This window comes from Salinivirga sp., assembly GCF_055145285.1.
Map to the genome: position 1 here is coordinate 37,158 of NZ_JBSRDC010000043.1, position 22,252 is coordinate 59,409.

General features: G+C 38.1%; 22 protein-coding genes. 8 read left to right on the top strand and 14 right to left on the bottom strand.

Annotation, left to right across the window (positions count from 1 at the left end; genetic code table 11):
* Positions 1–540 (top strand): GNAT family N-acetyltransferase, encoded by a 540-nt coding sequence (locus tag ACTB0Y_RS08455; RefSeq protein WP_463206379.1) that lies wholly within the window; start codon positions 1–3, stop codon positions 538–540.
* Here the strand turns inward: ACTB0Y_RS08455 and ACTB0Y_RS08460 are convergent.
* The 8 genes from ACTB0Y_RS08460 to ACTB0Y_RS08495 form a co-directional block, all read right to left on the bottom strand.
* Positions 516–977 carry a type I restriction enzyme HsdR N-terminal domain-containing protein gene (locus ACTB0Y_RS08460; protein WP_463206380.1) on the bottom strand — a complete coding sequence of 154 codons (462 nt, stop codon included), beginning with the start codon at positions 975–977 and terminating at the stop codon, positions 516–518. The two genes, ACTB0Y_RS08455 and ACTB0Y_RS08460, sit on opposite strands and share 25 nt — an antisense overlap.
* Before the next feature lie 7 nt (positions 978–984).
* On the bottom strand, positions 985–2,310 hold the full coding sequence (gene nhaA, locus ACTB0Y_RS08465; protein ID WP_463206381.1) for a Na+/H+ antiporter NhaA: 1,326 nt from the start codon (positions 2,308–2,310) through the stop codon (positions 985–987).
* Between the two features lie 69 nt (positions 2,311–2,379).
* A complete protein-coding gene (locus ACTB0Y_RS08470; protein WP_463206382.1) occupies positions 2,380–2,643 on the bottom strand; it encodes a CPF_0552 family protein in 264 nt (87 codons plus the stop codon).
* Between the two features lie 19 nt (positions 2,644–2,662).
* Positions 2,663–3,844: a SpoIIE family protein phosphatase gene (locus ACTB0Y_RS08475; protein WP_463206383.1), complete on the bottom strand. Its 1,182-nt coding sequence runs from the start codon at positions 3,842–3,844 to the stop codon at positions 2,663–2,665.
* Between the two features lie 3 nt (positions 3,845–3,847).
* Entirely contained in the window at positions 3,848–5,698 is a 1,851-nt protein-coding gene (locus ACTB0Y_RS08480; protein WP_463206384.1) for a [Fe-Fe] hydrogenase large subunit C-terminal domain-containing protein, read from the bottom strand.
* A 246-nt stretch (positions 5,699–5,944) separates the two neighbouring features.
* A complete protein-coding gene (locus tag ACTB0Y_RS08485; protein ID WP_463206385.1) occupies positions 5,945–6,199 on the bottom strand; it encodes an NAD(P)H-dependent oxidoreductase subunit E in 255 nt (84 codons plus the stop codon).
* Between the two features lie 247 nt (positions 6,200–6,446).
* On the bottom strand, positions 6,447–7,073 hold the full coding sequence (locus ACTB0Y_RS08490; protein WP_463206386.1) for a class I SAM-dependent methyltransferase: 627 nt from the start codon (positions 7,071–7,073) through the stop codon (positions 6,447–6,449).
* 4 nt (positions 7,074–7,077) lie between these two features.
* Positions 7,078–7,803 carry a signal peptidase II gene (locus ACTB0Y_RS08495; protein ID WP_463206387.1) on the bottom strand — a complete coding sequence of 242 codons (726 nt, stop codon included), beginning with the start codon at positions 7,801–7,803 and terminating at the stop codon, positions 7,078–7,080.
* A gap of 313 nt (positions 7,804–8,116) precedes the next feature.
* Here ACTB0Y_RS08495 and ACTB0Y_RS08500 point away from each other — a divergent pair, with 313 nt between their 5' ends.
* The 4 genes from ACTB0Y_RS08500 (at position 8,117) to ACTB0Y_RS08515 (ending at position 11,770) form a co-directional block, all read left to right on the top strand.
* Positions 8,117–9,061: a universal stress protein gene (locus ACTB0Y_RS08500; RefSeq protein ID WP_463206388.1), complete on the top strand. Its 945-nt coding sequence runs from the start codon at positions 8,117–8,119 to the stop codon at positions 9,059–9,061.
* A gap of 245 nt (positions 9,062–9,306) precedes the next feature.
* Positions 9,307–9,858, top strand: coding sequence for an RNA polymerase sigma factor (locus tag ACTB0Y_RS08505; protein ID WP_463206389.1), 552 nt, complete (start codon positions 9,307–9,309; stop codon positions 9,856–9,858).
* A gap of 12 nt (positions 9,859–9,870) precedes the next feature.
* The gene (locus ACTB0Y_RS08510; RefSeq protein ID WP_463206390.1) at positions 9,871–10,401 is read left to right on the top strand and encodes a hypothetical protein; all 531 of its coding nucleotides are present in this window, start codon (positions 9,871–9,873) and stop codon (positions 10,399–10,401) included.
* Positions 10,370–11,770 (top strand): hypothetical protein, encoded by a 1,401-nt coding sequence (locus ACTB0Y_RS08515; protein ID WP_463206391.1) that lies wholly within the window; start codon positions 10,370–10,372, stop codon positions 11,768–11,770. The genes ACTB0Y_RS08510 and ACTB0Y_RS08515 overlap by 32 nt, the downstream gene beginning before the upstream one ends.
* 117 nt (positions 11,771–11,887) lie before the next feature.
* Here the strand turns inward: ACTB0Y_RS08515 and ACTB0Y_RS08520 are convergent, their stop codons facing one another.
* From ACTB0Y_RS08520 to ACTB0Y_RS08535, 4 genes are all read right to left on the bottom strand, one after another.
* Positions 11,888–13,321 (bottom strand): TrkH family potassium uptake protein, encoded by a 1,434-nt coding sequence (locus tag ACTB0Y_RS08520; RefSeq protein ID WP_463206392.1) that lies wholly within the window; start codon positions 13,319–13,321, stop codon positions 11,888–11,890.
* Positions 13,318–13,464 (bottom strand): hypothetical protein, encoded by a 147-nt coding sequence (locus tag ACTB0Y_RS08525; RefSeq protein WP_463206393.1) that lies wholly within the window; start codon positions 13,462–13,464, stop codon positions 13,318–13,320. Before ACTB0Y_RS08525 ends, ACTB0Y_RS08520 begins: the two co-directional genes overlap by 4 nt.
* An 8-nt stretch (positions 13,465–13,472) precedes the next feature.
* The gene (locus ACTB0Y_RS08530; RefSeq protein ID WP_463206394.1) at positions 13,473–14,249 is read right to left on the bottom strand and encodes a HAMP domain-containing protein; all 777 of its coding nucleotides are present in this window, start codon (positions 14,247–14,249) and stop codon (positions 13,473–13,475) included.
* A gap of 456 nt (positions 14,250–14,705) precedes the next feature.
* Positions 14,706–15,122 carry a secondary thiamine-phosphate synthase enzyme YjbQ gene (locus tag ACTB0Y_RS08535; RefSeq protein WP_057952387.1) on the bottom strand — a complete coding sequence of 139 codons (417 nt, stop codon included), beginning with the start codon at positions 15,120–15,122 and terminating at the stop codon, positions 14,706–14,708.
* A gap of 412 nt (positions 15,123–15,534) precedes the next feature.
* Here ACTB0Y_RS08535 and ACTB0Y_RS08540 point away from each other — a divergent pair, with 412 nt between their 5' ends.
* Together ACTB0Y_RS08540 and ACTB0Y_RS08545 are read left to right on the top strand one after the other, a co-directional pair.
* Positions 15,535–16,743 carry an ATP-binding protein gene (locus ACTB0Y_RS08540; RefSeq protein ID WP_463206395.1) on the top strand — a complete coding sequence of 403 codons (1,209 nt, stop codon included), beginning with the start codon at positions 15,535–15,537 and terminating at the stop codon, positions 16,741–16,743.
* A gap of 15 nt (positions 16,744–16,758) precedes the next feature.
* Complete coding sequence (locus ACTB0Y_RS08545; protein WP_463206397.1) at positions 16,759–17,988, top strand: L,D-transpeptidase family protein; 1,230 nt, start codon at positions 16,759–16,761, stop codon at positions 17,986–17,988.
* Positions 17,989–18,187: 199 nt separating this feature from the next.
* Here ACTB0Y_RS08545 and ACTB0Y_RS08550 read toward each other — a convergent pair whose 3' ends face one another.
* Together ACTB0Y_RS08550 and ACTB0Y_RS08555 are read right to left on the bottom strand one after the other, a co-directional pair.
* Positions 18,188–18,886: a hypothetical protein gene (locus ACTB0Y_RS08550; RefSeq protein WP_463206398.1), complete on the bottom strand. Its 699-nt coding sequence runs from the start codon at positions 18,884–18,886 to the stop codon at positions 18,188–18,190.
* Between the two features lie 458 nt (positions 18,887–19,344).
* Positions 19,345–21,078 carry a phospho-sugar mutase gene (locus ACTB0Y_RS08555; protein ID WP_463206399.1) on the bottom strand — a complete coding sequence of 578 codons (1,734 nt, stop codon included), beginning with the start codon at positions 21,076–21,078 and terminating at the stop codon, positions 19,345–19,347.
* 224 nt (positions 21,079–21,302) lie between these two features.
* On the opposite strand from ACTB0Y_RS08555, the gene ACTB0Y_RS08560 reads away from it, so the two are divergent.
* Complete coding sequence (locus tag ACTB0Y_RS08560) at positions 21,303–21,680, top strand: hypothetical protein (RefSeq protein WP_463206400.1); 378 nt, start codon at positions 21,303–21,305, stop codon at positions 21,678–21,680.
* The last annotated feature ends 572 nt before the right edge of the window (positions 21,681–22,252 follow it).

Consider the following 22,252-nt stretch of genomic DNA (forward strand, 5'->3'; position numbering starts at 1 on the left):
ATGGAACAGAAATTACTCGAAAACGAAAAAATATTATTGCGTGCGGTTGAACCGGGCGATGCTGACATAATATATGAATGGGAAAATAACACAGATAATTGGCCGGTTTCCAACACCCTGGTGCCATTTTCTCATCATACCATTCGTAAATATGCAGAATCAGCCTCGCAAGATATTTTCGAAAACCGGCAACTACGTCTGATGATAATAGACAAAATAAGCAACAAACCCGTTGGAGCCATTGACTTATTTGATTACGACCCTTTTCATCAACGGGCAGGCGTAGGTATACTAATAAACGACATGGAAGATCGGGGTAAGGGCTATGCTACAAAGTCCATTAAACTCGTAAAAAACTATGTTTTTGATTACCTCCATCTGAAGCAATTGTATTGCAACATTGGAGCCGATAACGAAAAAAGCCTTGGCCTTTTCAAAAAACTCGGATTTGAAGTGTGCGGAATAAAAAAAGCATGGTTGCGTACATTAAATGGTTGGATAGACGAATACACTCTTCAATGCATCAATAGCGAAGCATAATGAGGTATTGAACTCAGAGCTGATGTAGTTTCATGCTCAAAATCAATATAAAAAGCATAGTGTTTTATACCGTTGGTAATCATCAGGTACGGTGCTTTTAAAGTTGTATTGTACCGGCCGGCCTGATCTACTGTTTTTTGTGTAAGTTTCACGTCGGGGGCCTTACATTCAACTACTATTGCAGGCTTACCCGATTTGGCATAAACAACAATATCGCACCTTCGCTCCATCCTATTGAATCTAATAGGCATTTCCACAGCAATAAGCGCAGCCGGCACACCTTGTTGATTAATTAGAAAATGCAGCGTATTCTGTCTGACCCATTCTTCCGGAGTATATGAGAGCCAGCACTTACGCACCACATCAAATATTTCGTGGACATCACCGTGCTGGCGAATTTTTATATCAGCCTGAGGGAAATTTAATATTTCGTACATTCAAAAGCTACTTCTCAATATTTTTTGTGAAACTTTTAAGCAATAAATATCCTGATATACCTGCAACAAACGATCCCGCAAGTATACCTATCTTGGCATTATTGAGCAACGCCAGATCCGAATAAGCCAGGTTGCTTATAAATAGAGACATAGTAAAACCAACAGCTCCAAGCATAGCGGTTCCAAAAATCATTTTCATATTTACTCTTGAAGGCAAATTGCCAATTTTAAACCTTACCATTAACCAGGTAAAACCAGTAATACCGAGCACCTTGCCAGCTATAAGCGCAATAATTATTGAAAGTGAAACACCCGAAAAAACACTCACTTCGCCTGCCGTAAGCACAATACCAGCATTGGCAAAAGCAAAAACAGGCATCACTACATATGTAACGAACGGGTGTAATAAATGCTCAAGCGACTGCAAAGGACTCTGCACTCTGGATATAGAATTCTCCATATTATCAATGACTTCCAGCTGCACATTACTCAAAGTCATTTTTTCTGTGCACGCAGTACGACAAAACCGGTCTATCTGAGCTTTGCTCTCATTGACAAAATCATCGAATTTTAATTTACGGTTTACAGGTATGGAAAAGGCTACCAGCACTCCGGCAAGCGTGGGATGAATACCTGATTTCAGGAATAAAAACCAAATTATATGTCCAATAAGCACATACCAAATAACCGATCGTACATTGAAAAGGTTAGATATGAGCAACAATAGGTAAAATCCCATACTCAACAGCGCCATGTCCCACAAGATATCCTGACTGTAGAATAATGCTATAACCATTACAGCTCCAATATCATCTACAATTGCAAATGCCACAAGAAACACCTTAAGCGCTAAAGGAACCCGCTTTCCAATCAAGGTCAAAATACCTATTGAGAAGGCAATATCTGTAGCCATTGGAATACCCCAGCCATCGGCGGCTGGCGTTCCGCCTTGCAAAAGGAAAAATATGAAAGCCGGCACAACCATTCCTCCTATTGCTGCTCCAATGGGCAGTGCAGCTTTTGAAGGAGATGACAATTCACCAGCCATAAGCTCCCTTTTAATTTCCAATCCAACCAGGAAGAAGAACAACGCCATCAGCCCATCGTTAATCCAATGATGTAAGGATTTCTCCAGTAAAAAATCTCCTGCCCCAATTGCAAGTGGATATTCTAAAATCTCAAAATAAATATTTCGCAAAGGAGTATTTGCCCATACCAAAGCAATTACAGTTGCCGCTATAAGCATAATTCCACCTGAGGATTCAATTTTAAAGAATCGATAAAAAGGATTCATTATATCCCTGACAGTATCTTTTGTTTTATCTATAACCATAGTCACTAGTTAAAAATGAATCTATATAACCATCACCGCAAATAAATTGTTTGCTAAAAAAATGAAATCTTACAAATCAAATGTAATGTTCTTTGCTTCAACGCCGGACAAAGCATTTAGGTCTTCCTCAAGTTTCAACATTTCATCGGCTTCCCCGGTAAGCTCAAGAATAATTAATCCGTGCGGAGCACATTTATCGTCGGTTGCCTCATGCATACCTAAACGTGTTTTAATGCTGCATCCGTATTCGGTAAGAATTTCCTGTACTTGTGTAGCTACGTTTTGGCGTTCCTTAATAAGCACGCCCATCAGGCGAATTTGATTTTCATTCATAGTTGTGTTTTTTCAGGTCTTAAATATACTGTAAAGCGACTTCTTTTAGAAATTTTTCTTCTAAAACACGAGCTATACGTTTTACAACTGTACGGCGAATCTCAAGTTCTACGGGCAAGGTGGGGTCCTGGTGTGCAATATTTATCTTTGTTCCAATAATTATATTAATCTCATCAGACTCGAGTAACATTTTCACAATACGGTCTGCCGGCCCTTTGCCCAATTTTGTACTATTCTTATACTCATTGAGTATATTATAGGCTTTGCTTAAGGTAAGAATACCCTCGGTGATTAAATCCACTCCCTGCATAGAACTAACAGGAGGTAAATCAGGATCATGAAATTCAAATTCGTCGACAATCTCACGACCCAATTCTCTGGCAATGATTTCGGCAGTAGTAGCACCACAAACTATTTTTTTACCTTCGAATTGATGAACACTCATGGCGAGTTCTATGTCGCGGTTTTTCTCAAAAGGTGGCCCGGTAGAGATAAGCAGTTTTCGCGGTTCTCTAAAATATATCGCGGCACAACTTGTATCATCTTTTGACTCATAATTATCGTTCATTACAGCCATATTTAGCACCTTCTGAGCCAGTTTCCGGGCTGAAATATATGGTGTTTTCTGTACTGTTCGCACCACAAAATCGGTAGTGTCCTCTATGCCCCATCCAAAAGGATATTTATGTGAACCGAGGCCGGATTGAATAATACCGTCTGACCAAAAGATTATACGATCTTCTTTTTTGGGGCGAAACTTTACTGCTCTGAGTTCTTTACCTTTATTTTGCTCACTTTCCATTACAATATTTTCCCATCCTGGATCATAAAACCTTGTGCCCCTCATAATTATACAGTGCGGATTATCATATTCCAGGATGCTAACTTCACCGGAATCATCAACATCGATAATTGTGAATGTGGAATAACTAATTTTGCGCACACTACACACAGGCAGCGTATTCATAATTATCTCAGCAGTTGTCTGATAATCTTTATGTTCCCTGGTAAAGTTAACTGCCATGGTTGCAGTCAAAGTAGCAAGCATATTAGCCTTTACCCCATGCCCCATTCCATCAGACAAAACAGCAATAGTACGGCGCTCCTCACGAAGGCGTTTCGATATAAACACATCACCACAAATGCGCTCTCCTTCGTGGTTACGCTGCTGACAATTTACTTCCGTATAAAATGCACTCATAAACTATCGCCTTTTGTCTTTTTGATATGATTCAATAATAGAATTGAGCATGCGTTCTGTTTCAGAAGCACCTTCTCCTAACAGAAACCCGATTTTCTGTACCATGCTCAAATTCCGGTCTATTACTTCCGAAACGCGGCTAATAACCTCTTCTCTTTGTACTTCCGGCACGTACATATCCCTAAATACTGCGCCGGCAATGTGGTGCTTTTTTATTGGGAAAACTGAAACATTAAGCAATTTATCATTCAAATAAATGTCTTTATTCTCAACACTTTTATTATTCTCCAGCACATAATTAAAAAAGTTCTTAACCGATGGCGGTACTAAATTTTCAAGACCTGCTCCCACCAACCCTGGCACTACTTCGCTGATTTCTCTTACATCATCGCCAAGCAACTTGATAAAGGAATCGTTAGAAAGCACAATCTTCTGCTGATTATCTACGATAATTATACCGGCCTTAAGTTTGTTGAACATCTCATTTGTGGTGGTGGACAATTCTTGCAACTTTTCTTTTTCCTTTTGTGCTGTAACCTCCGATTCTTTCAGGGCATTTTTTGTATTAGCTAACTTTTCATTGGTCAATTTCAATTTTTTAATATAATCCTTTTTGTTTTCAATGGCGTAAGTATGGCACATGTCCATTCGAGCCAGACCATTACAAACGGCAATGGCAAACTCACGACACGAGTTATAGCCACATGCTCCACAACCTGCCTGACTCTCAGAACCATCTTTGCCCAACTTTTTTAGCACTTCCTGAATTTGTTCCTCTGGAGGTGGATCGGTGCGCATATCCCGATTTATAAATTCTCTCGAATAATTGAGTTTTTCGTAATTCTTTACATTTTTCTCCCATTCTCCTTTATCCCAATTTTTCAACCGCTTTTTTGTGTAGTTAATTACCAACGATCGTCTTAGAAATTTTTGCCCCCCTATGGATGTACCAGGGCCCATAATACAACTGCCATCGCAGTGGAATAAATCAAGATGTTGCTTTAAAGTCGTAAATTGTTCAAATTCATTCAGTGCATCTATAACATTTTCACTGCCATTGGTCGAAATCAAACGACCGGTAAGTAGATCTTCGTTAATATCAACAGCCTGAAACATACCACGGCTAATTGGGAAAAGAGAACCTTTTCCTCCAATCGGGGGATCGAAATCGGCATATTCTACATTGGTTTCGTTAATGCCCGCCTCCTTAAACATTTGCCTAATCTCTTCGAAAGTAAGCACTGCATCAATGCGGCTATCACCTTCGAACCGCATAGCCTCATCTTTTGCAGCTATGCATGGACCAATATATACAATACGCACATCCTGGCCATATTTCTCCCTGACTACTTTGGTTGTAGCAACCATGGGCGAAACCAACGGGGCCATATTATCATTCAGGTCGGGATGATACTTTTCCACATAATTAACCACTGCCGGACAGTTGGCTGTGATGAAATACTTACCTTTAAAATTATCGAATAATTTGCGGTACTCCATACCGATAAGGTCCGAACCAAATGATACTTCGCATACTCTGGAAAAGCCTAATGCCTTTATCATGCCCACAAAACTGCGATAATTGGAGATATCGCTAAATTCTCCTGAGACACTTGGCGCACAGGTCGCTATTACTTCTTCGTCGGATTTGAGTAATCCCCGAACGGTTTTCTTACCATCAAGATATTCAATAGCATCGTATGAGCAAACACGCACACAACTCCCGCAAGCGATGCACCTATCCGGTAATATTTTGGCATGTCCATCAGTAATTTTTATAGCATCAGCCGGGCATACTTTTATACACGCATAGCAAAGCTTGCATTTATCTTTTATTGTCTTAACTATTTGCATAATATTAATTTCATCCGTTTATAATTTTGATTTCAATGGTCGGATACCCTGCCCCGCAGAAGGCGGGGGAGCTCACCATGATGAATCAAATGCCCACCACATAGTGTTTTTAGCTTCATTATAATCATGCGAGTGCGCCACCCTTCGGTCGCCGAAGGCTTGCCGCAGGTGAAACGCTGAAGCTTTAGGCGGCACGCGGTGTGTGTTAAAAATTTTTATCATGGCTCGGTTCATCCGTTATTCTTTCTAATAATAACCATCAAATTCATCACTCAAAATATCAATTACATTCAAATAGTCAACATTTTCGTAAATACGCTTATCAATTTTGAGGATGGGCGCTTTTTCACAATGACCAAAGCAATGGCCCCCATGAAAAAAAACATAATCGTCCAATTTATGATCTTTTATGAATTTCTGAATGACCTGAAGTGTTCTCTTATTGCCTCTGGCAAAACAAGAACTCCCCAAACAGATTATAATTTCTTTCTTTTCCAACATACTTATACTTATTGGTATTATAAGTAAATATGCAATATTTTTCCCGCAAAAAAAATGATATTTATCGCATTGCAAGATAAAGGATTTTGGAAGTAAGTTATTAAGGGATTAAGCAAATAATTTTTAATCTTCGGGTGTTGCTTATCGTAAAACAAATTTAGCAAAAATATGCGGCTATTTCTTTGCCTTAATACCGTGAATGGCGCTCTTCCGAAAAAATGAAAACTCACCAAAAAAAACCGGGTAATCAGGTAAAATACACCAAATCTGGAAGTATTATTTGCACATGCCGCTTAAACTGTTTTGCAATCCATTGCATTGTTTCAGGGGAGTAAAAACACACATGGGTAAGATCATTTTTGTAATGCCAGGTTGTAAATTCAATATCGTTGGTGCGAAGTTTCGTCATTATGGCTAACACACCATCTTCTTTGAGGATGGAAAACAGGCGTTCAAAATCCTTACCCGGTTGATGCATATGCTCCACCACTTCTGTGGCTGTAATAAAATCATATTGCTGCTTCAAAACCTTTTGGTTTGGCGCAAAAAAAGGATCATAAATTTGCATTTTAAATCCTCTTTCCTTAAAAAGTTTGGCCAAAACCGGATTGGGGCCACTGCCAAAATCTAACCCCAAAGCATCTTTATTTATGCAAGACAGCATTGGCTCAATAATTCGACTCAGAAAATTCACATATCCCTCATCCTCTATTGTATTTTCATGGGCATTATATCGTGCTTGTTCCTCAGAACTATCAGGCCAAAATACGGGCTCTGCAAAAACCAGGTCACATAGTCTACAGTGACGATAGCGCTTGTTTTTATCCTCAGCAAAAAACCTGATATCCGGACTTTCGCACAACGGACAAAGCATAAGACTATTTGGATTTACTGAACCAACTTTTAACATCAGCTTTAATGAACTGCCAGCCGAATCCTTTAATTTCTTTTGAAGTTTTGTAAAGTTTCTGGTCAATAACCTCAACAAGCACAAAAAGCTCAGCCATGGTAATAAACATATCTTTCAGGTCGAAAGTATAAAAGGGCCGTATGGTGATATAATCGAGTGACCCACCATGGAAAATATTGTCAATCATATTGGCCAATGCCCCTATTAGAAAAAGGTGAACAAATCCCTTGTTCCAAAAGCTAATTGGGCGCTGAGTGGTATAAAAACGCCAATATTCAAACAGAAGGAACGCCAATACAAAGACAAATATCACATGAGGCAGCGTTTGTACATTTTCTAAACCAAGCAAAACCCATAAATAGCTACCGGCAGTGTTATGTGACGGATCAAAATAAAAAACCGGATCAATAATCGGTATACTTATATTTTGCCAATCAAGCCCAAAAAGATATATCTTAATTGCCTGATCGAAGCCAAGCAAGAATATTATCCATATCCAACTAATTCGACGGTCAGCTTTATATAACTTTTCTCCTGCTGTCATCAGAGCCCCAACAACTCCAAGCACGAGAGCTGGCACACTAAAATATAACACTGCCAGCGAAGCATTCTTCACTCCGTAAGCAATGGTAAAAATCAGCATAGCTACGATCCAGGCTGCTGCAAAAATGCCAAAGTTTCTTAGATATCGCATTGTGAAATAATTTAGATACAAAAATAATCATTCCGTCGAAACCTTAAGAAATACAGTAAAAATATATTCCACTAAATTTGCTTAAATTGCTTTAACTTTTTGAATAAATTAGTGTTATATTTTACAAAATGTATTATATTAAAACATATATTATGAAACGAAAATGTAGAAATTTTAGTTTCTTCATTTTCAGAAAGCTAAAAATTATAAACAGATGAAACAAGCATGATTAAAATAATTATTAAACACACACGAGCAATGATTATTTTCATCATGCGGTTCCATCTGACCATTGAAAATTAAAAATAAACAGATGAAAAAAGACTCAAAAGATATTTTAGTACCAATTGACTTCGAAAAAGCATCTTTAAATGCATTGAAATTTGCTACAAAATTCGCGAAAGAAAACAATAGTCGTATCACTATTGTGAATGTGCTGGAGACGCCCGGCATATTAGCCGATTTTTTTGCATCCAGCGATCAAATTGTTAAATTGGTAAACCAGATAAAGGATAAACTTGACAAGATAGCAAGTGACATAAAAAAAGAAAATCCTGGGCTGGAAATATCCACGAGGGTTGAGCGAGGAAAAGCCTATAAAAAAATTCTTGAAATAATAAATGAAATCGAGCCCCGTATGGTTGTTTTGGGTGAAAACCATCAAGGTAAAAACCAGGAACAAAATCTGGGCACAAGCGTCTATCAAATCACGTTACAGTCCTCAGCACCTGTTTTAACTTTAAAAGGCGACCGGACAGAAATCGGCAAAAAAATTGTTGTCCCCCTGGATCTCACGAAAAGCACAGGCAAAAAACTATTCAGTGCAATCGTTTATGGCCTGAACTATCATGCTGAGATACATCTCGTATCAGCCTTGATTGGAGGGATAGATGCGAAACAAAGCCGCATATACAAAAAAATGAAAGATGCCGAACGTACAATTACAGAAAACAATGTAAAATGTACCACCGCATTATTCAAGCGCACAGAAACACTTCCATATAAACGAGTATTAGAATATGCTACCAAGGTTAATGCAGAAATGATACTAATTATGACACATCAGGAAGGGTACACATACGACAATTACATTGGAGCTTTCGCACATCATATTATCAATGAGTCCGATGTGCCGGTTCTCAGTTTAACCTCATCGGCAACCGACAAAAGCTTATCGTCCATAACCGACAAAAGCATATCTTCCCTATTTACTACATTAGTGGACCCGGCAGGCGTTTTGTCGCAGAAGAAAAAATAGAACCTCCAAAATTCTCCATTATCTGGTAATCACCAATACTAAAAAACATGACCCGTGTTTTAAAGCACGGGTTATATTTTGGTTAAGTAAACCATCAAACACCCCTCTTGTAAACTAATTTCCAAGAACTTACCTTAGGACCAATAAAAAACAACCCCTTTTACAAAAAATATTTGATAAAAACATTATCTATTTTTTTAACCTTTTTCAGCTACCTTCGTCTTTAGGACAAATTGATTAAAAAATTGGAGCAAAAACTCACATCGCAGGAGCAACTAATAAAACAGTGTAAAAAAGGCAATTCACTGGCACAGTATCAACTTTACGACCAATACGTAAATGCCATGTTTAATATCGCCTATAGAATTACGGGCAACAAGCCTGATGCTGAAGACGCGCTCCAGGAAGCTTTTGCAAAAGCATTTCGAAAAATAGGTTCTTTTAAAGGAAATTCCACACCGGGAGCATGGCTGAAACAAATTGTTGTAAATCAATGCCTAAGCGACCTCAGAAAAAGAAAAACGTATTTTGAGCCGCTGAATACAGAAAAGGAAAATTACCATCCGGAAGAAGATGATCTTTCAATTGATGAAAAGGTGCCGATACAGGAAGTGATGGGTGCAATAGAAACATTACCCGACGGAGCAAGAGTAGTTTTCACACTCAAAGCCATTGAAGAATATAAATTTAAAGAGATAGCAGAGATGCTAAACCAATCTGAAAGCAACTGCAAAGTACAGTATCACAGATCGAAAAAATTACTTGTTGAAAAACTGAAAGGGCTTCTTCAATCTTAAAACCTGAACACAATGAACATTGAAGACTACATAAATAAAAACAAAAATAAGCTCGATAGCAAACAGCCTGATAAGGCGCAAATTTGGGCAGGGATAACTAACATTCAGGCAAAGAGAAAGCTTAGACGCATAAGAATTACTCAATGGGTGGCAGCCTCAGTCGTAATTTTAATGGTAACCGGCATACTGCTTCGCCATGAGATTGTAATGCAGCAACACATAGAAAGCCTGTCGCAAATTAACGCTGAGCTGGCACAAAAAGAAAAAAGTTACCAACATCAAATAAATCAAAAGTGGAGTCAGTTTAAGAGCATGCCTACTCACTCCTCTCCTATGCAAACCGTACTTACAAATGAGCTTAAAGAGCTCGACACCCTTTATCAGCAGGGGTTAAAAGACCTAAAAAACAATCCGGATAACGACCGTGCAGTAATGATACTGCTCCAGACCTACGAAAAGCGCTTACGTATTATTGAAAAACTCATTTACGAACGCCACAAACAAATTAGACATGAAAAAAGAAACGAAAATATTGAGCTTTAAAACCCTGATTACATGGGCACTATCCCTTGCCTTAATCACAGGTTTGTCTTTCCAGATTAATGCAGCTACCATTTCATCTGAAATACCCGAGCCAGAATACAAAGCAAAAACACCAAAAGAGAAAACCATTCAGGCGGAGTTATCACTTGACTTCAGGCCAATGGTCGAAATAGAACTTTTTGAACATGATGCAATTATATATCCCTCCAAAAACAATAAGATACGCATCGAGATAGCCTATATAGCCAAAGGTTTAGATGATAATGAAGCTCAAATGCTTGAGAAAGCAATGAAGCAGAACCTCATTGAAAAAGATGGAAAAAAAGTAAAACTCTCAACCCGGTTTTATGAGCATTACTCGCAATTCTCCCTTGGACCACTATGGGGCAAAATATACATGCATCTGGGAAATGATAAAAAAATATCTATTGACGAATTCAAGTTCACAAAAGTAGAAATTTACTTACCTCAAGATATGGACCTGAATATTGACGCAAAATTTAACTCGCTAAAGCAGAAACAATCCGTTAACGGCAACGTAACCATAAACGGATACGACATGGAATATTCAGTACCCGCAATAACCGGAACCCTTGAAATTGATGGAAAATATTCAAACTTCCATATTCCGGAATCCGGAAATACAAAGCTCGAGCTATTTGAATGCAAATTTCAATCAGATAAACTTGGCAATCTTGAGGTAGAATCAAAATATTCAAACCTGCGACTAAATAAAACGCAATCTATAACTATCACGGCATACGAGGGTTCACTAAAAATCAATGAATTCACCGGGGGTAGCATCAATACCAAATATTGTGAAATAGACCTGGGAAATTGTAAAAACATTACAGCTGAACTCTATGAAGGACATCTAAACATTGACCATGCAGAGAAAGTGCAACTCAACGGCAAGTATATTGACTCACGAATAGAACAAATCCAGGTACTGGAGATGAAAGATGGGTATGAAAACGATTTTACGATTAATAAAATCGATCAACTGAGCTCAAAAAATGGCAAATACTGTGAATTTGAAATTGGCACACTCAAAAAATCCGTAAAACTAATCTCCTCCTTTGAAGATGACTTATTGATTGATCGTGTCAAAAAATCATTCCAGTCAATTGAAACCAGCGGGAAATATATGGTTATAAAACTGGGTATAGAAGAAGAAGCAAATTATATATTTCAGGGAGATATTCAATACTACAACTTCGATCTCAAACAATCGGATTTTTCAAATATCATCCATAAAGAAAACGACTCAAAACTTACCTACAAATACCAGCGAGGCAAAGATGATAAGCCTTCAAAAAATGTTTCGATTAGTGGCTATGAGGTAGATTTAAAAATTGACCACTTATAACCAGCATAAACATTTTCATTAAAAAGATCTTCTGAAAAATATAAGTTCAGGGCTATTATATTTTTCAGCGGTCTTTTTTGCCCGAAATGCCTGATTTTCCGAGGAATCAGAAATAAACTATTTCTTTATCATTATCAGTGCCAGGATATTGAATATTTCGAGACGGCCCAATAGCATATTAATTGTTAAAACTAACTTGCCCATGGCAGGAATTTCGGAAAAATTACCCAAAGAACTAACGTCACCAAAACCCGGGCCAACATTCCCAATGGTAGCAATCGAGGCTGAAAAAGCCGTCATTCCATCTATATCCAGGGCTGTCAAAATAATTGTGGTTATAAAAAATACAGCAATATACAACACAATAAACACTAATGTTTGCTGCTCTAATTTCTCATCTATTTTTTTCCCGTCAAATTTTGAAATAAAAATTCCATTTGGATGTTTTAGCAACTTAATTTGCTTTCCAACTAATTTAAAAAACATATAAACCCGGTCGAATTTTAACCCACCAGAAGTAGATCCCGACATTGCGCACTGGATTGTAAAATAAATTAATACTATTTGAGTAAATATTGGCCAATGAGCAGTATCTTCAGTTGCAAAGCCTGTTGTTGTACCCAAAGAGACTACCTGAAAAGATGCATATCTTAAAGAAGTCCAAAAGTCGTAGTTCCCGGACATATAAAGCTTTAGGGTGACTAAAGAAATACCAATAATAAGTACAAGTAAGAAAGTTTTAACAAGAGAGGAACGAAAGAGGTTTTCTTTTTTGAGCATAATCGTCCCAAAAATCAAACCAAAATGGATACCGCTTAATATCATGAATACTATCACAATTGCCTCAATACCAACACTATTGAAAGCTGCAATACTCAAATTTTTCGTTGAAAACCCCCCCGTTGCAATAGTAGCAAATGAGTGATTAATAGCGTCAAAAAAACTCATTCCAAACAGCATTAATCCTATAGTTTCAAAAAGCGTTAAACTTATATAAACAATCGCAAGAATTTGTGCTATTCTTCGGGCTTTAAAACGAAAATTCATTTTCGATATACTGGATATCTCGGAATTATAAATTGTAATTCTCTGTCCTTTCGATTGAGGTAATATGAGCAATACAAATAATATGATTCCAATACCTCCTATCCAATGAGTAGATGAGCGCCAAAATAATATACCCTTTGGTAAACTTTCTATATCGTTAATTATAGTTGACCCTGTTGTTGTAAAACCAGAAACACTCTCGAACCAGGCATTAATCAAACTAAACTCGCCTCCCCACATTAAATAAGGCAACATACCCACAACACAAGTTATTAACCAACCAAAAACAACAATTACTAACCCCTCGTTAAAATTTATATGGTCTGTTCGTTCTACAAAAAGCAAAGGGAATATCCCGAAAACTCCGCAAATTAAGGCACTGAACAAAAAGGATATTGTTGAAGATTCATGTAGAAAAAATGAAATCAAAAAAGAAATAAAAAGAAAAAAACCATTTAGCAACAACACAAACCCCAAATGCTTAATAATAATTTCCGTTTTCATCTGCTTATAGTTTTGGCTTTAATGGGTGGTACCTGACCTGACAATAAATTGGGATGCACCTCGCCATGATAAATTAAATATAGTCCAGGTCGTCCTTGTAACTCCGTTGTAACCATGTACGTCAGTTTCAAAATTTTTGTCATGGCTCAATTCATTTTTTCAGGTTATTGGGATTAACAGCCAATCGTTTTAACAAATCATTGATAGCTGTTTCCAGCTTTTTAATTTCGTCATTTGAAGTAATGTTACTTTGTAATTTTAAATCACCACCTCGACAATTATCTACAGCTTCTGCTATATCCGATATAGGATTGACAAAATATCTGGTAATAAAAAAATTAAGAACGACTGAAAATATTAATGCAGCAATAATCGAAACAATACCGGGCATAATAGCTCGTTTTGATTTTTCCTTAAGTTTCGATGCTTGTTCAAACATGCTTGACTGATTAAGTGACATTAATTCATTGACCCTGCGTTTAGTATCTGAAAACTTTTTATGAATATCATTTTTGTACCACGAAACATTCCCTTGCTTTTCAGTACCAACAACAGGACGTTCCCAACTCGACTTATATATTGCATATGCCATTTGAATCTGTTTAATATACCGTGCTTCGTTATGCTCAGTCAAATTGTTTTTTGCAGTTTCAAAAGCTGATAAAAACAGACTATCGGCGGATTTCAGAATCTTTCTGCCTTCATTCCACTCTCCTAGAATAAGCATCAAAACTCCACTATCTTCTCTTTCCAAGGCCTCTATCATTTTTTTGGAGGCTTCAATCGATTTGTAATTATCCTGAATCAGCCCATGAACTGAATTGCTAAGCCATCTAAAAGAAACAATAGAAATTGTACCTGCAATTGCTAACATCAATGTCAGCAACATAAAACTTGCAAAAATTTTAATCTTCAATGTTCTTTTCATTTCATTGATCTTTAATAAAAGAATAATTCCTCCTCAGACGGAAAGCAACCAACTACTAGTCATAAACTAAGAACTAAAATCTAACTTCTCTTCTACCAGTTTAAAGAGGCTGTTTATCACGCCATTAATAGTTCCTACAAAATCTCAATACTTGAGGTATAATTTATACCAGAAAACGCTTAAAAAAGAATAAAGCCAATGAAACATTTTTAACTTCATTTGACATAGTAATTTTAATATAGCAGTTCCTGCCAGCAATTCTTTTGTTGCCCATAAACATATGGCTATAGGCAAGTAGGGACTAAAAACAGCATCACACCAAACCTCTTGCACAAAGCGGGTATATATTTTTTATCCAGCCAGCCAATTGGTTAATAAAGATATGACCCAATAACTTCACAAAAATAAAAAGAAAACCCGGGCAAATATCTTTTTTCTTTTAAATACACAGCAAAACTATTCCCCTATAATTTTCACCAAAATGCGCTTGCGTCGCATACCATCAAATTCTCCATAAAAAATGGCTTCCCAGGGTCCAAAATCCAGTTTCCCTTCAGTAATGGCTACTACTACCTCACGTCCCATAACAGTTCGCTTGAGATGCGCATCGGCATTGTCTTCTGCGCCATTATGATCATACTGGTCGTAAGGTTTTTCCGGAGCAAGCTTCTCAAGCCAGCGCTCGTAATCGGCATGCAGCCCGGGCTCATTGTCGTTGATGAATACACTGGCTGTAATGTGCATAGCGTTAACCAGCACAAAACCTTCTTTTACACCACTTTCGCGCACACACTCCTGGATATCAGGCGTAATGTGGATCATTTCTCTTCTTTTCGAGGTATTAAACCAAAGTTCTTTACGGTATGATTTCATAGAATTTTCGTTTTTTCGATTTGAAATCATAAATTTAAAACAAACACGGCTACTATCCAATTGATTTACGTTAAGACCACTTTAAACAACATCTTTATATTAATAGATTTACTCCTTTTTGATGCAAACCAGGCAAAATAAAATCTGTGAATAAAAGAATAGATTGCAAAAAGATTCCTGGCTAAAGCCCTAAAAAGTAATGAGTTTCAACCAGCGCCATAAATGGCGGAGTAACTTATGCATAAGTAAAACTTCGGATAGCCATGAACTACTCTAAAACAATTGATCCGTAAAAACCAGGATTAAGCAATTCGCTACAGGTCTTTCAGAGATTAAAATTATTCGTTACTAATGAACGATATTGTTTGTTAGTATCGAATATTATCGTACATTTGTAATAAACTAAAATAAAATGCTGTTACAAAATCAAATCGCAGAGGTAGTTGAAGACCAACAATCTTTATTCAGGACAAAAGAAATTGGTCTTGAGCGGGAAATACTACGCCATATTCCAAATTTTGAAAACCACGTACTCATAGTTTCCGGAATCAGGCGTTGCGGCAAAAGCACGTTGCTGAGGCAACTCTTCAGCCAAACTTATAAGCATGCTATTTATTTGAACTTTGAAGATGTAAGGCTGTCTGGTTTTGATATTGATGATTTTTCACGATTAAGCAAAATCATTGATAAAAAGAAAGTAAAAACACTGTTTTTTGATGAAATACAAGTCGTTAAAAACTGGGAGCTTTTTGTCAGACAAAAACTGGAAGAACAATATAGAATCATCATAACCGGCTCAAATGCATCATTGCTAAGTCGCGAATTAGGCACAAAATTAACCGGCAGGCATATCAGCATAGAATTATTTCCATTTTCTTTTAAAGAATTCAATGCGTTCCTGAACACCGACAACTACAAAAAAACAATTGATGAATACCTTACTAAGGGCGGGTTTCCCGAAGTTATTAAGCGGAAAGAAAATCAACTTTTGAATCAACTGCTAACTGACATTTTACAGCGAGACGTGGCCGTTCGATATAATATCAGAGACATAACAAGGCTACGTCAACTTGCTGTTTATTTAATTTCCAATATTGGCAAACCCTTCTCAGGCAAAAAGCTGACAGAATCATTCGAGCTGAAATCGAATAGCACTACACTGGAGTACATCTCCCACATGGAGCAGGCATATCTTATACAACTCGTGCCAATGTTTAGCTATTCATTAAAAACCCAGGCACGAAATCCAAAAAAAGTGTACACCATCGATATCGGTCTCTTTTCCCAGAACAGCATTGTATTTTCCGATGAAAATGGACGCCGCCTGGAAAACATTGTTTACCTACACCTCAGGCGCAAATATGAGCAGATTTATTACTTCAAAGAAAAAGGAGAATGCGATTTTGTGACCATCAAAAACGGAAAAGCCGAAGAGTTGGTACAGGTTTGTTGGGAAGTAAATGACATCAATCAAAAACGCGAAATAAACGGACTGCTTGAAGCTATGGAATATTTCCAAAAGGATTATGGTACAATAATTACATACAATCAATCAGATAAAATTGCGATAAAAAACAAAACCATTGAATTTATACCGGCTCATAAATATCTTAGCGAATAACAATTTCAAAATATAGTGCGATTTATAATCTCCATACTATTCCTTACCGTGGTGCTGCTTCAGTGCAAAACATCACAGCAACCTATTGTTGATCAACAGGAAACAGCGGTTGTTGATACGATGCAAAATGACACCATTTCCATTGAACTTCGCGAACCCAAAGATACATTGGCTAAAGACACTGCACCTCCGAAACCTACGCCCAGACTTACTTACAAACAACTGCAATTAAAAAAGCTCGATGAAGAAATATCGTTTTTTAGCCAACTGGAAAACGAAAAGGAAATCAACCTGAAATATCCGGGAAAATTATTGCGAAAGGGCGATTCAGGTATTGCTATCATCCCCATTAAAAGGAAATTAAAGTTACTGGGTTTATTGAAACAGGATAGCCTTACAATTCATTTCGACAGTGCCATGGAAGCTGCCACCATAAGGTTTCAGCAAATGCACAACATCAACGCCGATGGTCTGCCGGGCCGGAACACTTTTCGTTTCTTAAGCTGGCCCATTTCAAAATACATTCAAACCCTTGAAAGTTATCGCGAAAAAATAAACCAGCAAACTGATTCACTGCCGCCAAGGCGCATAGAAATCAACATTCCCGAATACAAGCTACGTTTTTTCGACCACGACACCCTCGTGCAAATATTCGATGTGATTGTGGGTAAATACAAAAACCAAACACCGCTTTTAACCTCCCAAATAGACTATTTGGTATTTAATCCGTGCTGGACAGTGCCACACAGAATTGCAGTAAAACACATGCTCCCCCGAATGAAAAACGACAGCTTGTACCTGGATAAGCGCAACATGTTTGTTACACGCAATGGTGAAATTGTAGACCACCATGAAATAGATTTTACAGCGTGCACAAAAGATGATTTCCCCTATAAAATTTACCAAAATACCAGTCGGTGGAATGCCCTGGGTAAGGTCAAATTTATGTTCGACAACCCGTATAATGTCTACCTGCACGATACGCCATCAAAATACCTCTTCCGGAAAGATTTTCGCACATTCAGCAGTGGTTGCATCAGGGTAAACCATGCCATGAAACTTGCTCAATTAATGTTAGATGCAGATCAAAACAACGCCATTATTAAAAACAAGCTGGCAAAAGGTTTTCCGGTAAAAGTATACCTGAACGCCCCCATTCCCATCATCATCAAATACCAAACCGCCAGGTATAATGAACATTTAAACATGGTCCAATTTTTTTATGATTGTTATGGGATGGATTAAGATTTTCGGAATCTCCATTTGAAATGTAGATAGAAACTACAAAATATCCATTTGCAATGGATGATGCACTGTGTAAAGCTCCATTCGGAATGGATATTTTATCGTAAAAGTTTGTATTGGATAAAGAATTACTATAATTATTAAAATACATAAGATTCAACTTAACGCAAGAACGAATTGGTTGCGAAACACATTCAAGTTAAAAAGAAAAAGTACGTGGCTCTCCTTTACCGGTTCCATTCAAGTTGATTTGAATTCCGAGGGAAACTGAATACTGCTTTGAATTGAAATTAACTGTTTCAAACTCTCTTTTAGCTCCTAAATATCCTCTGACTTGTGGCGAAATGGCAATATAATCGTTCAAATAAAAATCGTAAGCCAGGCGAGCCGAAAACCCCCAAACCATTTGCTTACTTTCTAGCTCAACCTCTTCATTCTCCCAGGTTTCAACTTCTCCTGGCCCAATAAGCCGCCATCCGCTGGACGTAACATTGTCGGACTGGTTTAGCAGAAAAGAATAATGTGTCCCGAGATTAAAATCGATCCGGTTAAAAAACTTCAAATTAAGAAAATAAATACCCAGGGCCAGCGCAGACTTCTCAATGGCACCAGCTTTAGTTATAGAGCCTCCTAAACCACCTTCTTCAATCTTAAAGTCGCCACCATATTCTAAGTAACCTAATGTAAACCGCATAGAGTACCAATCGAAACGTACATTATCAATACCTAAAACAATATCAACACCTTCCTGTGGCGTATATTCCGAAGCATAATGTGGCGTATTTTGATCTTCTCTGTCGTAAAAACTATTGCGCAAAATTCCGGAGCTTAGCTCAATATTTTGAGCATACAGACCAGAACTTGCTAATACAAGCAACAGAAATATTTTCGTAGGCATGGTAATAGCTGTTTATATTTTGATTGATAAATATAACAAAAAACAACCAGAAAAGCGACTGTCTGAAAAGTTAATTCAGAAATGCCATTCCGGACAAGGACGTTTTGAAACCTTTTCAGAAACCCACATTCTAAAGTTTTTTGGTTGAGAAGTAAATAATTTAACTTTACTGAAAAAGTACTATCAATTTTATTCATCAAAAAACATAGCAAGCCTATGTTTAAATAGTCACCAAACGACAAACAATATTTTTATGAAAGTTAGATTCATATTCGCATGGTATGACATTTGGGTAGGCGCATTTTGGGATCGAAAAAAACAATGGCTTTATGTTTTGCCATTGCCAATGGTGGGGGTTATATTGAAATTCAACCCCAGACAGAAAAAAACTTCAGAAAAAAAACCGGGGCACAAATAATCATTGCGCCCCGAAAGCAGGTGCTGGTGTCAAGTCAAACTTACAAAATATCCGCTTTTATCCGTTCGATCTTTTCTTTCAGTTCTTCAATGCCTTCGTCATACTCCCGGTGCGACTTCAGCTCGCCGGTTACGCCAAAATAGAACTTTATTTTGGGCTCAGTACCTGAAGGACGCGCACTGATTTTGCTGCCGTCTTCCAGGAAGAATTGCAGCACGTTGCTTTTAGGCAGACCAATATTTTTTGTGACACCGGCTGTTAAATCGCGGTATTCATCTTTCATGTAATCGATTACAGCAGTCACTTCTTTGCGGTGAATTTTTTTAGGTGGATTTTCGCGAAGGTTTTCCATCATGGCTTTAATTTCATCGGCGCCGGCCTTGCCTTTTTTAACGATCGAAATGAGGTTTTCATAATACAAACCGTACTCCATATAAATATCGAGCAACATTTCAAACGCCGACTTACCCTGATCGTTGGCCCAGGCCACAGCTTCGGCAATAAGTGCACACGACATCACAGCATCTTTATCGCGCACAAATTCCCCGGCCAGGTATCCGTAACTCTCTTCTCCCCCGCCAATAAAGGTTTCTTCACCTTCTTTCTGTCCAATAATATCGGCAATATATTTGAAGCCTGTAAGTACATTGTGACACTTCACGCCATAATGTGCCGCAATTTTTGGTAGCAATTCGGTTGTTACAATGGTCTTTACAATATACTGCTTACCATCTAACTTATTATTTTCTTTCCATTTATGTAAAAGATAATTGATAAGTAAAACAGCGGCCTGGTTTCCGTTAAGCAGCTCAAATTTGTCATTCAGGTTTTTCACCGCAATACCCACCCGGTCGGCATCGGGATCGGTAGCCATTACCAGCTCGGCATCTAATTCTTTTGCCTTATTGAGTGCCATTTCCAGTGCTGCAGGTTCTTCGGGATTGGGCGATTTCACGGTTGGGAAGTTCCCATCTGTTACATCCTGTTCAGGAATGTTTATTACATTCTCAAAACCATAAGCTTTAAGCGCCATGGGAACCAACTTCACGGCAGTACCATGAATAGGTGTAAAAACAATCTTCATGTTTTTATTACGCTCGATCACTTCTGGTGATAATGAGAGGGTTTTCAGTTTATCGATATATTTTTTATCGATTTCATCGCCGATGGTTTCGATCAGCTCTGCGTTTTTGTCGAACTTAATTTCGCTAATATCAGAAATGGACGCCACCTCATTAATAATGTTTTTGTCGTGCGGATCAATAATTTGGGCGCCATCTTCCCAATAAACTTTATAACCGTTATACTCTTTAGGATTATGTGAGGCTGTTACAACCACACCACTCTGACAACCTAATTCGCGTATCGCAAACGAAAGCTCCGGTGTTGGTCGTAATGCATCAAACAAATAAACTTTAATGTCATTGGCCGAGAAAATATCGGCAGTGGTTTGCGCAAACAGTTCGCCATTGTTGCGGCAATCGTGTGCTATAGCCACACTAATTTGCTGATTTTTAAAAGTCTTTTTCAGATAATTTGCCAGCCCCTGGGTAGCCATACCTACGGTATAAATATTCATACGGTTCGATCCGGCACCCATTACACCACGCAAACCTCCGGTTCCAAACTCCAGATCCTTGTAAAATGCATCAATTAACTCATCATTTTCGGCCTTGAGCATGGCTTCAATTTCCTTTCTGGTCTCATCATCAATATCCATTGAAAGCCATTGCCGGGCTTTAGCTTTTACTTGTTGAAGGGTTTCATCTTGCATGGTAGTGTTATTTTAGTTTGACAAAAATGCAAATCGCACTACAAAGTTATGATTTTACCAAAATTTCAGGCATAAACCAATCATTCAAAACCCAGATAGAGAGAAATTTTTATTACATTCCGGCATTAATGTGTATTTTAGCACGGCAAGCCTGATGGGACTTAAAACGGAATATAAAACATTAAGACATTCATTTTGAGCATTAAAAAAACAGAAAAAGACAGATGAAGATTCACGAAACATATTTTCTCATTGGTGCCGGATTACTTATTCTATCGATTTTAATAGGTTTTTGGCTGGGGAAGCAGGGAGCACCCTACAAAATTCTCCCGTCAACACTGCATAAACTCAGCGCCGTAGGTGGAATTGTACTTTTTGTTTTGGCTTATCTAAAATTAAGCAAACAGGCAACATTACCTGCAGCCATGACAACTTTAAGCATTGTAACTGCCGTACTTCTCACTGCCGCCATTATAACGGGTGCAATTATCAGCAATCGCAATACCGGTGAGGGCATAATCATAAGAATACACAATGCGGCAAGTATCGGGAGTGTAATATCGATCATTGGCCTGGTCATTTATTATTTGCAACACACATAATAAAACATCATGGATTCAGGGAGTTTGCTAAAGTGATGAATCGAAGCAACCGTTCGTTTCGATTCGCGCAATTCCAACCCAAAGATCTACTCAACGAACTCACGTAACTCGAAAAATCACCAATTAAAATGAATTCCGGTAAAACCGGAGGGCATTGAGTGGCAAGTGGGTAAGCCAGCAGGAATCGAAATGGCCGGGGCAACAGGAATCGAAGCAACCGTTCGTTTCGATTCGCGCAACTCCACCCCAAAAAGCCACTCAACGAACTCACGTACCTCGAAAAAAGCTCTGATTACATAAAATTACAATAAAACCGAAGGGCATTGAGTGGCTTGTGCGATGGCCAGCGGGAATCGAAATGGCCGGGGCAACAGGAATCGAAGCAACCGTTCGTTTCGATTCGCGCAATTCCAACCCAAAGAACCACTCAACGAACTCACGTAACTCTAAAAAATTTCTGATTACATAAAATTACAATAAAACCGGAGGGCATTGAGTGGCTTGTGCGATGGCCAGCGGGAATCGAAATGGCCGGGGCAACAGGAATCGAAGCAACCGTTCGTTTCGATTCG

Excerpts from the sequence above, each read along its gene's own strand:
- ACTB0Y_RS08455 (WP_463206379.1), top strand. The coding sequence starts at position 1 with ATGGAACAGAAATTACTCGAAAACGAAAAAATATTATTGCGTGCGGTT.
- ACTB0Y_RS08460 (WP_463206380.1), bottom strand. The coding sequence starts at position 977 with ATGTACGAAATATTAAATTTCCCTCAGGCTGATATAAAAATTCGCCAG.
- nhaA (WP_463206381.1), bottom strand. The coding sequence starts at position 2,310 with ATGGTTATAGATAAAACAAAAGATACTGTCAGGGATATAATGAATCCT.
- ACTB0Y_RS08470 (WP_463206382.1), bottom strand. The coding sequence starts at position 2,643 with ATGAATGAAAATCAAATTCGCCTGATGGGCGTGCTTATTAAGGAACGC.
- ACTB0Y_RS08475 (WP_463206383.1), bottom strand. The coding sequence starts at position 3,844 with ATGAGTGCATTTTATACGGAAGTAAATTGTCAGCAGCGTAACCACGAA.
- ACTB0Y_RS08480 (WP_463206384.1), bottom strand. The coding sequence starts at position 5,698 with ATGCAAATAGTTAAGACAATAAAAGATAAATGCAAGCTTTGCTATGCG.
- ACTB0Y_RS08485 (WP_463206385.1), bottom strand. The coding sequence starts at position 6,199 with ATGTTGGAAAAGAAAGAAATTATAATCTGTTTGGGGAGTTCTTGTTTT.
- ACTB0Y_RS08490 (WP_463206386.1), bottom strand. The coding sequence starts at position 7,073 with ATGCTTTGTCCGTTGTGCGAAAGTCCGGATATCAGGTTTTTTGCTGAG.
- ACTB0Y_RS08495 (WP_463206387.1), bottom strand. The coding sequence starts at position 7,803 with ATGCGATATCTAAGAAACTTTGGCATTTTTGCAGCAGCCTGGATCGTA.
- ACTB0Y_RS08500 (WP_463206388.1), top strand. The coding sequence starts at position 8,117 with ATGAAAAAAGACTCAAAAGATATTTTAGTACCAATTGACTTCGAAAAA.
- ACTB0Y_RS08510 (WP_463206390.1), top strand. The coding sequence starts at position 9,871 with ATGAACATTGAAGACTACATAAATAAAAACAAAAATAAGCTCGATAGC.
- ACTB0Y_RS08515 (WP_463206391.1), top strand. The coding sequence starts at position 10,370 with ATGAAAAAAGAAACGAAAATATTGAGCTTTAAAACCCTGATTACATGG.
- ACTB0Y_RS08520 (WP_463206392.1), bottom strand. The coding sequence starts at position 13,321 with ATGAAAACGGAAATTATTATTAAGCATTTGGGGTTTGTGTTGTTGCTA.
- ACTB0Y_RS08525 (WP_463206393.1), bottom strand. The coding sequence starts at position 13,464 with ATGACAAAAATTTTGAAACTGACGTACATGGTTACAACGGAGTTACAA.
- ACTB0Y_RS08530 (WP_463206394.1), bottom strand. The coding sequence starts at position 14,249 with ATGAAAAGAACATTGAAGATTAAAATTTTTGCAAGTTTTATGTTGCTG.
- ACTB0Y_RS08535 (WP_057952387.1), bottom strand. The coding sequence starts at position 15,122 with ATGAAATCATACCGTAAAGAACTTTGGTTTAATACCTCGAAAAGAAGA.
- ACTB0Y_RS08540 (WP_463206395.1), top strand. The coding sequence starts at position 15,535 with ATGCTGTTACAAAATCAAATCGCAGAGGTAGTTGAAGACCAACAATCT.
- ACTB0Y_RS08550 (WP_463206398.1), bottom strand. The coding sequence starts at position 18,886 with ATGCCTACGAAAATATTTCTGTTGCTTGTATTAGCAAGTTCTGGTCTG.
- ACTB0Y_RS08555 (WP_463206399.1), bottom strand. The coding sequence starts at position 21,078 with ATGCAAGATGAAACCCTTCAACAAGTAAAAGCTAAAGCCCGGCAATGG.
- ACTB0Y_RS08560 (WP_463206400.1), top strand. The coding sequence starts at position 21,303 with ATGAAGATTCACGAAACATATTTTCTCATTGGTGCCGGATTACTTATT.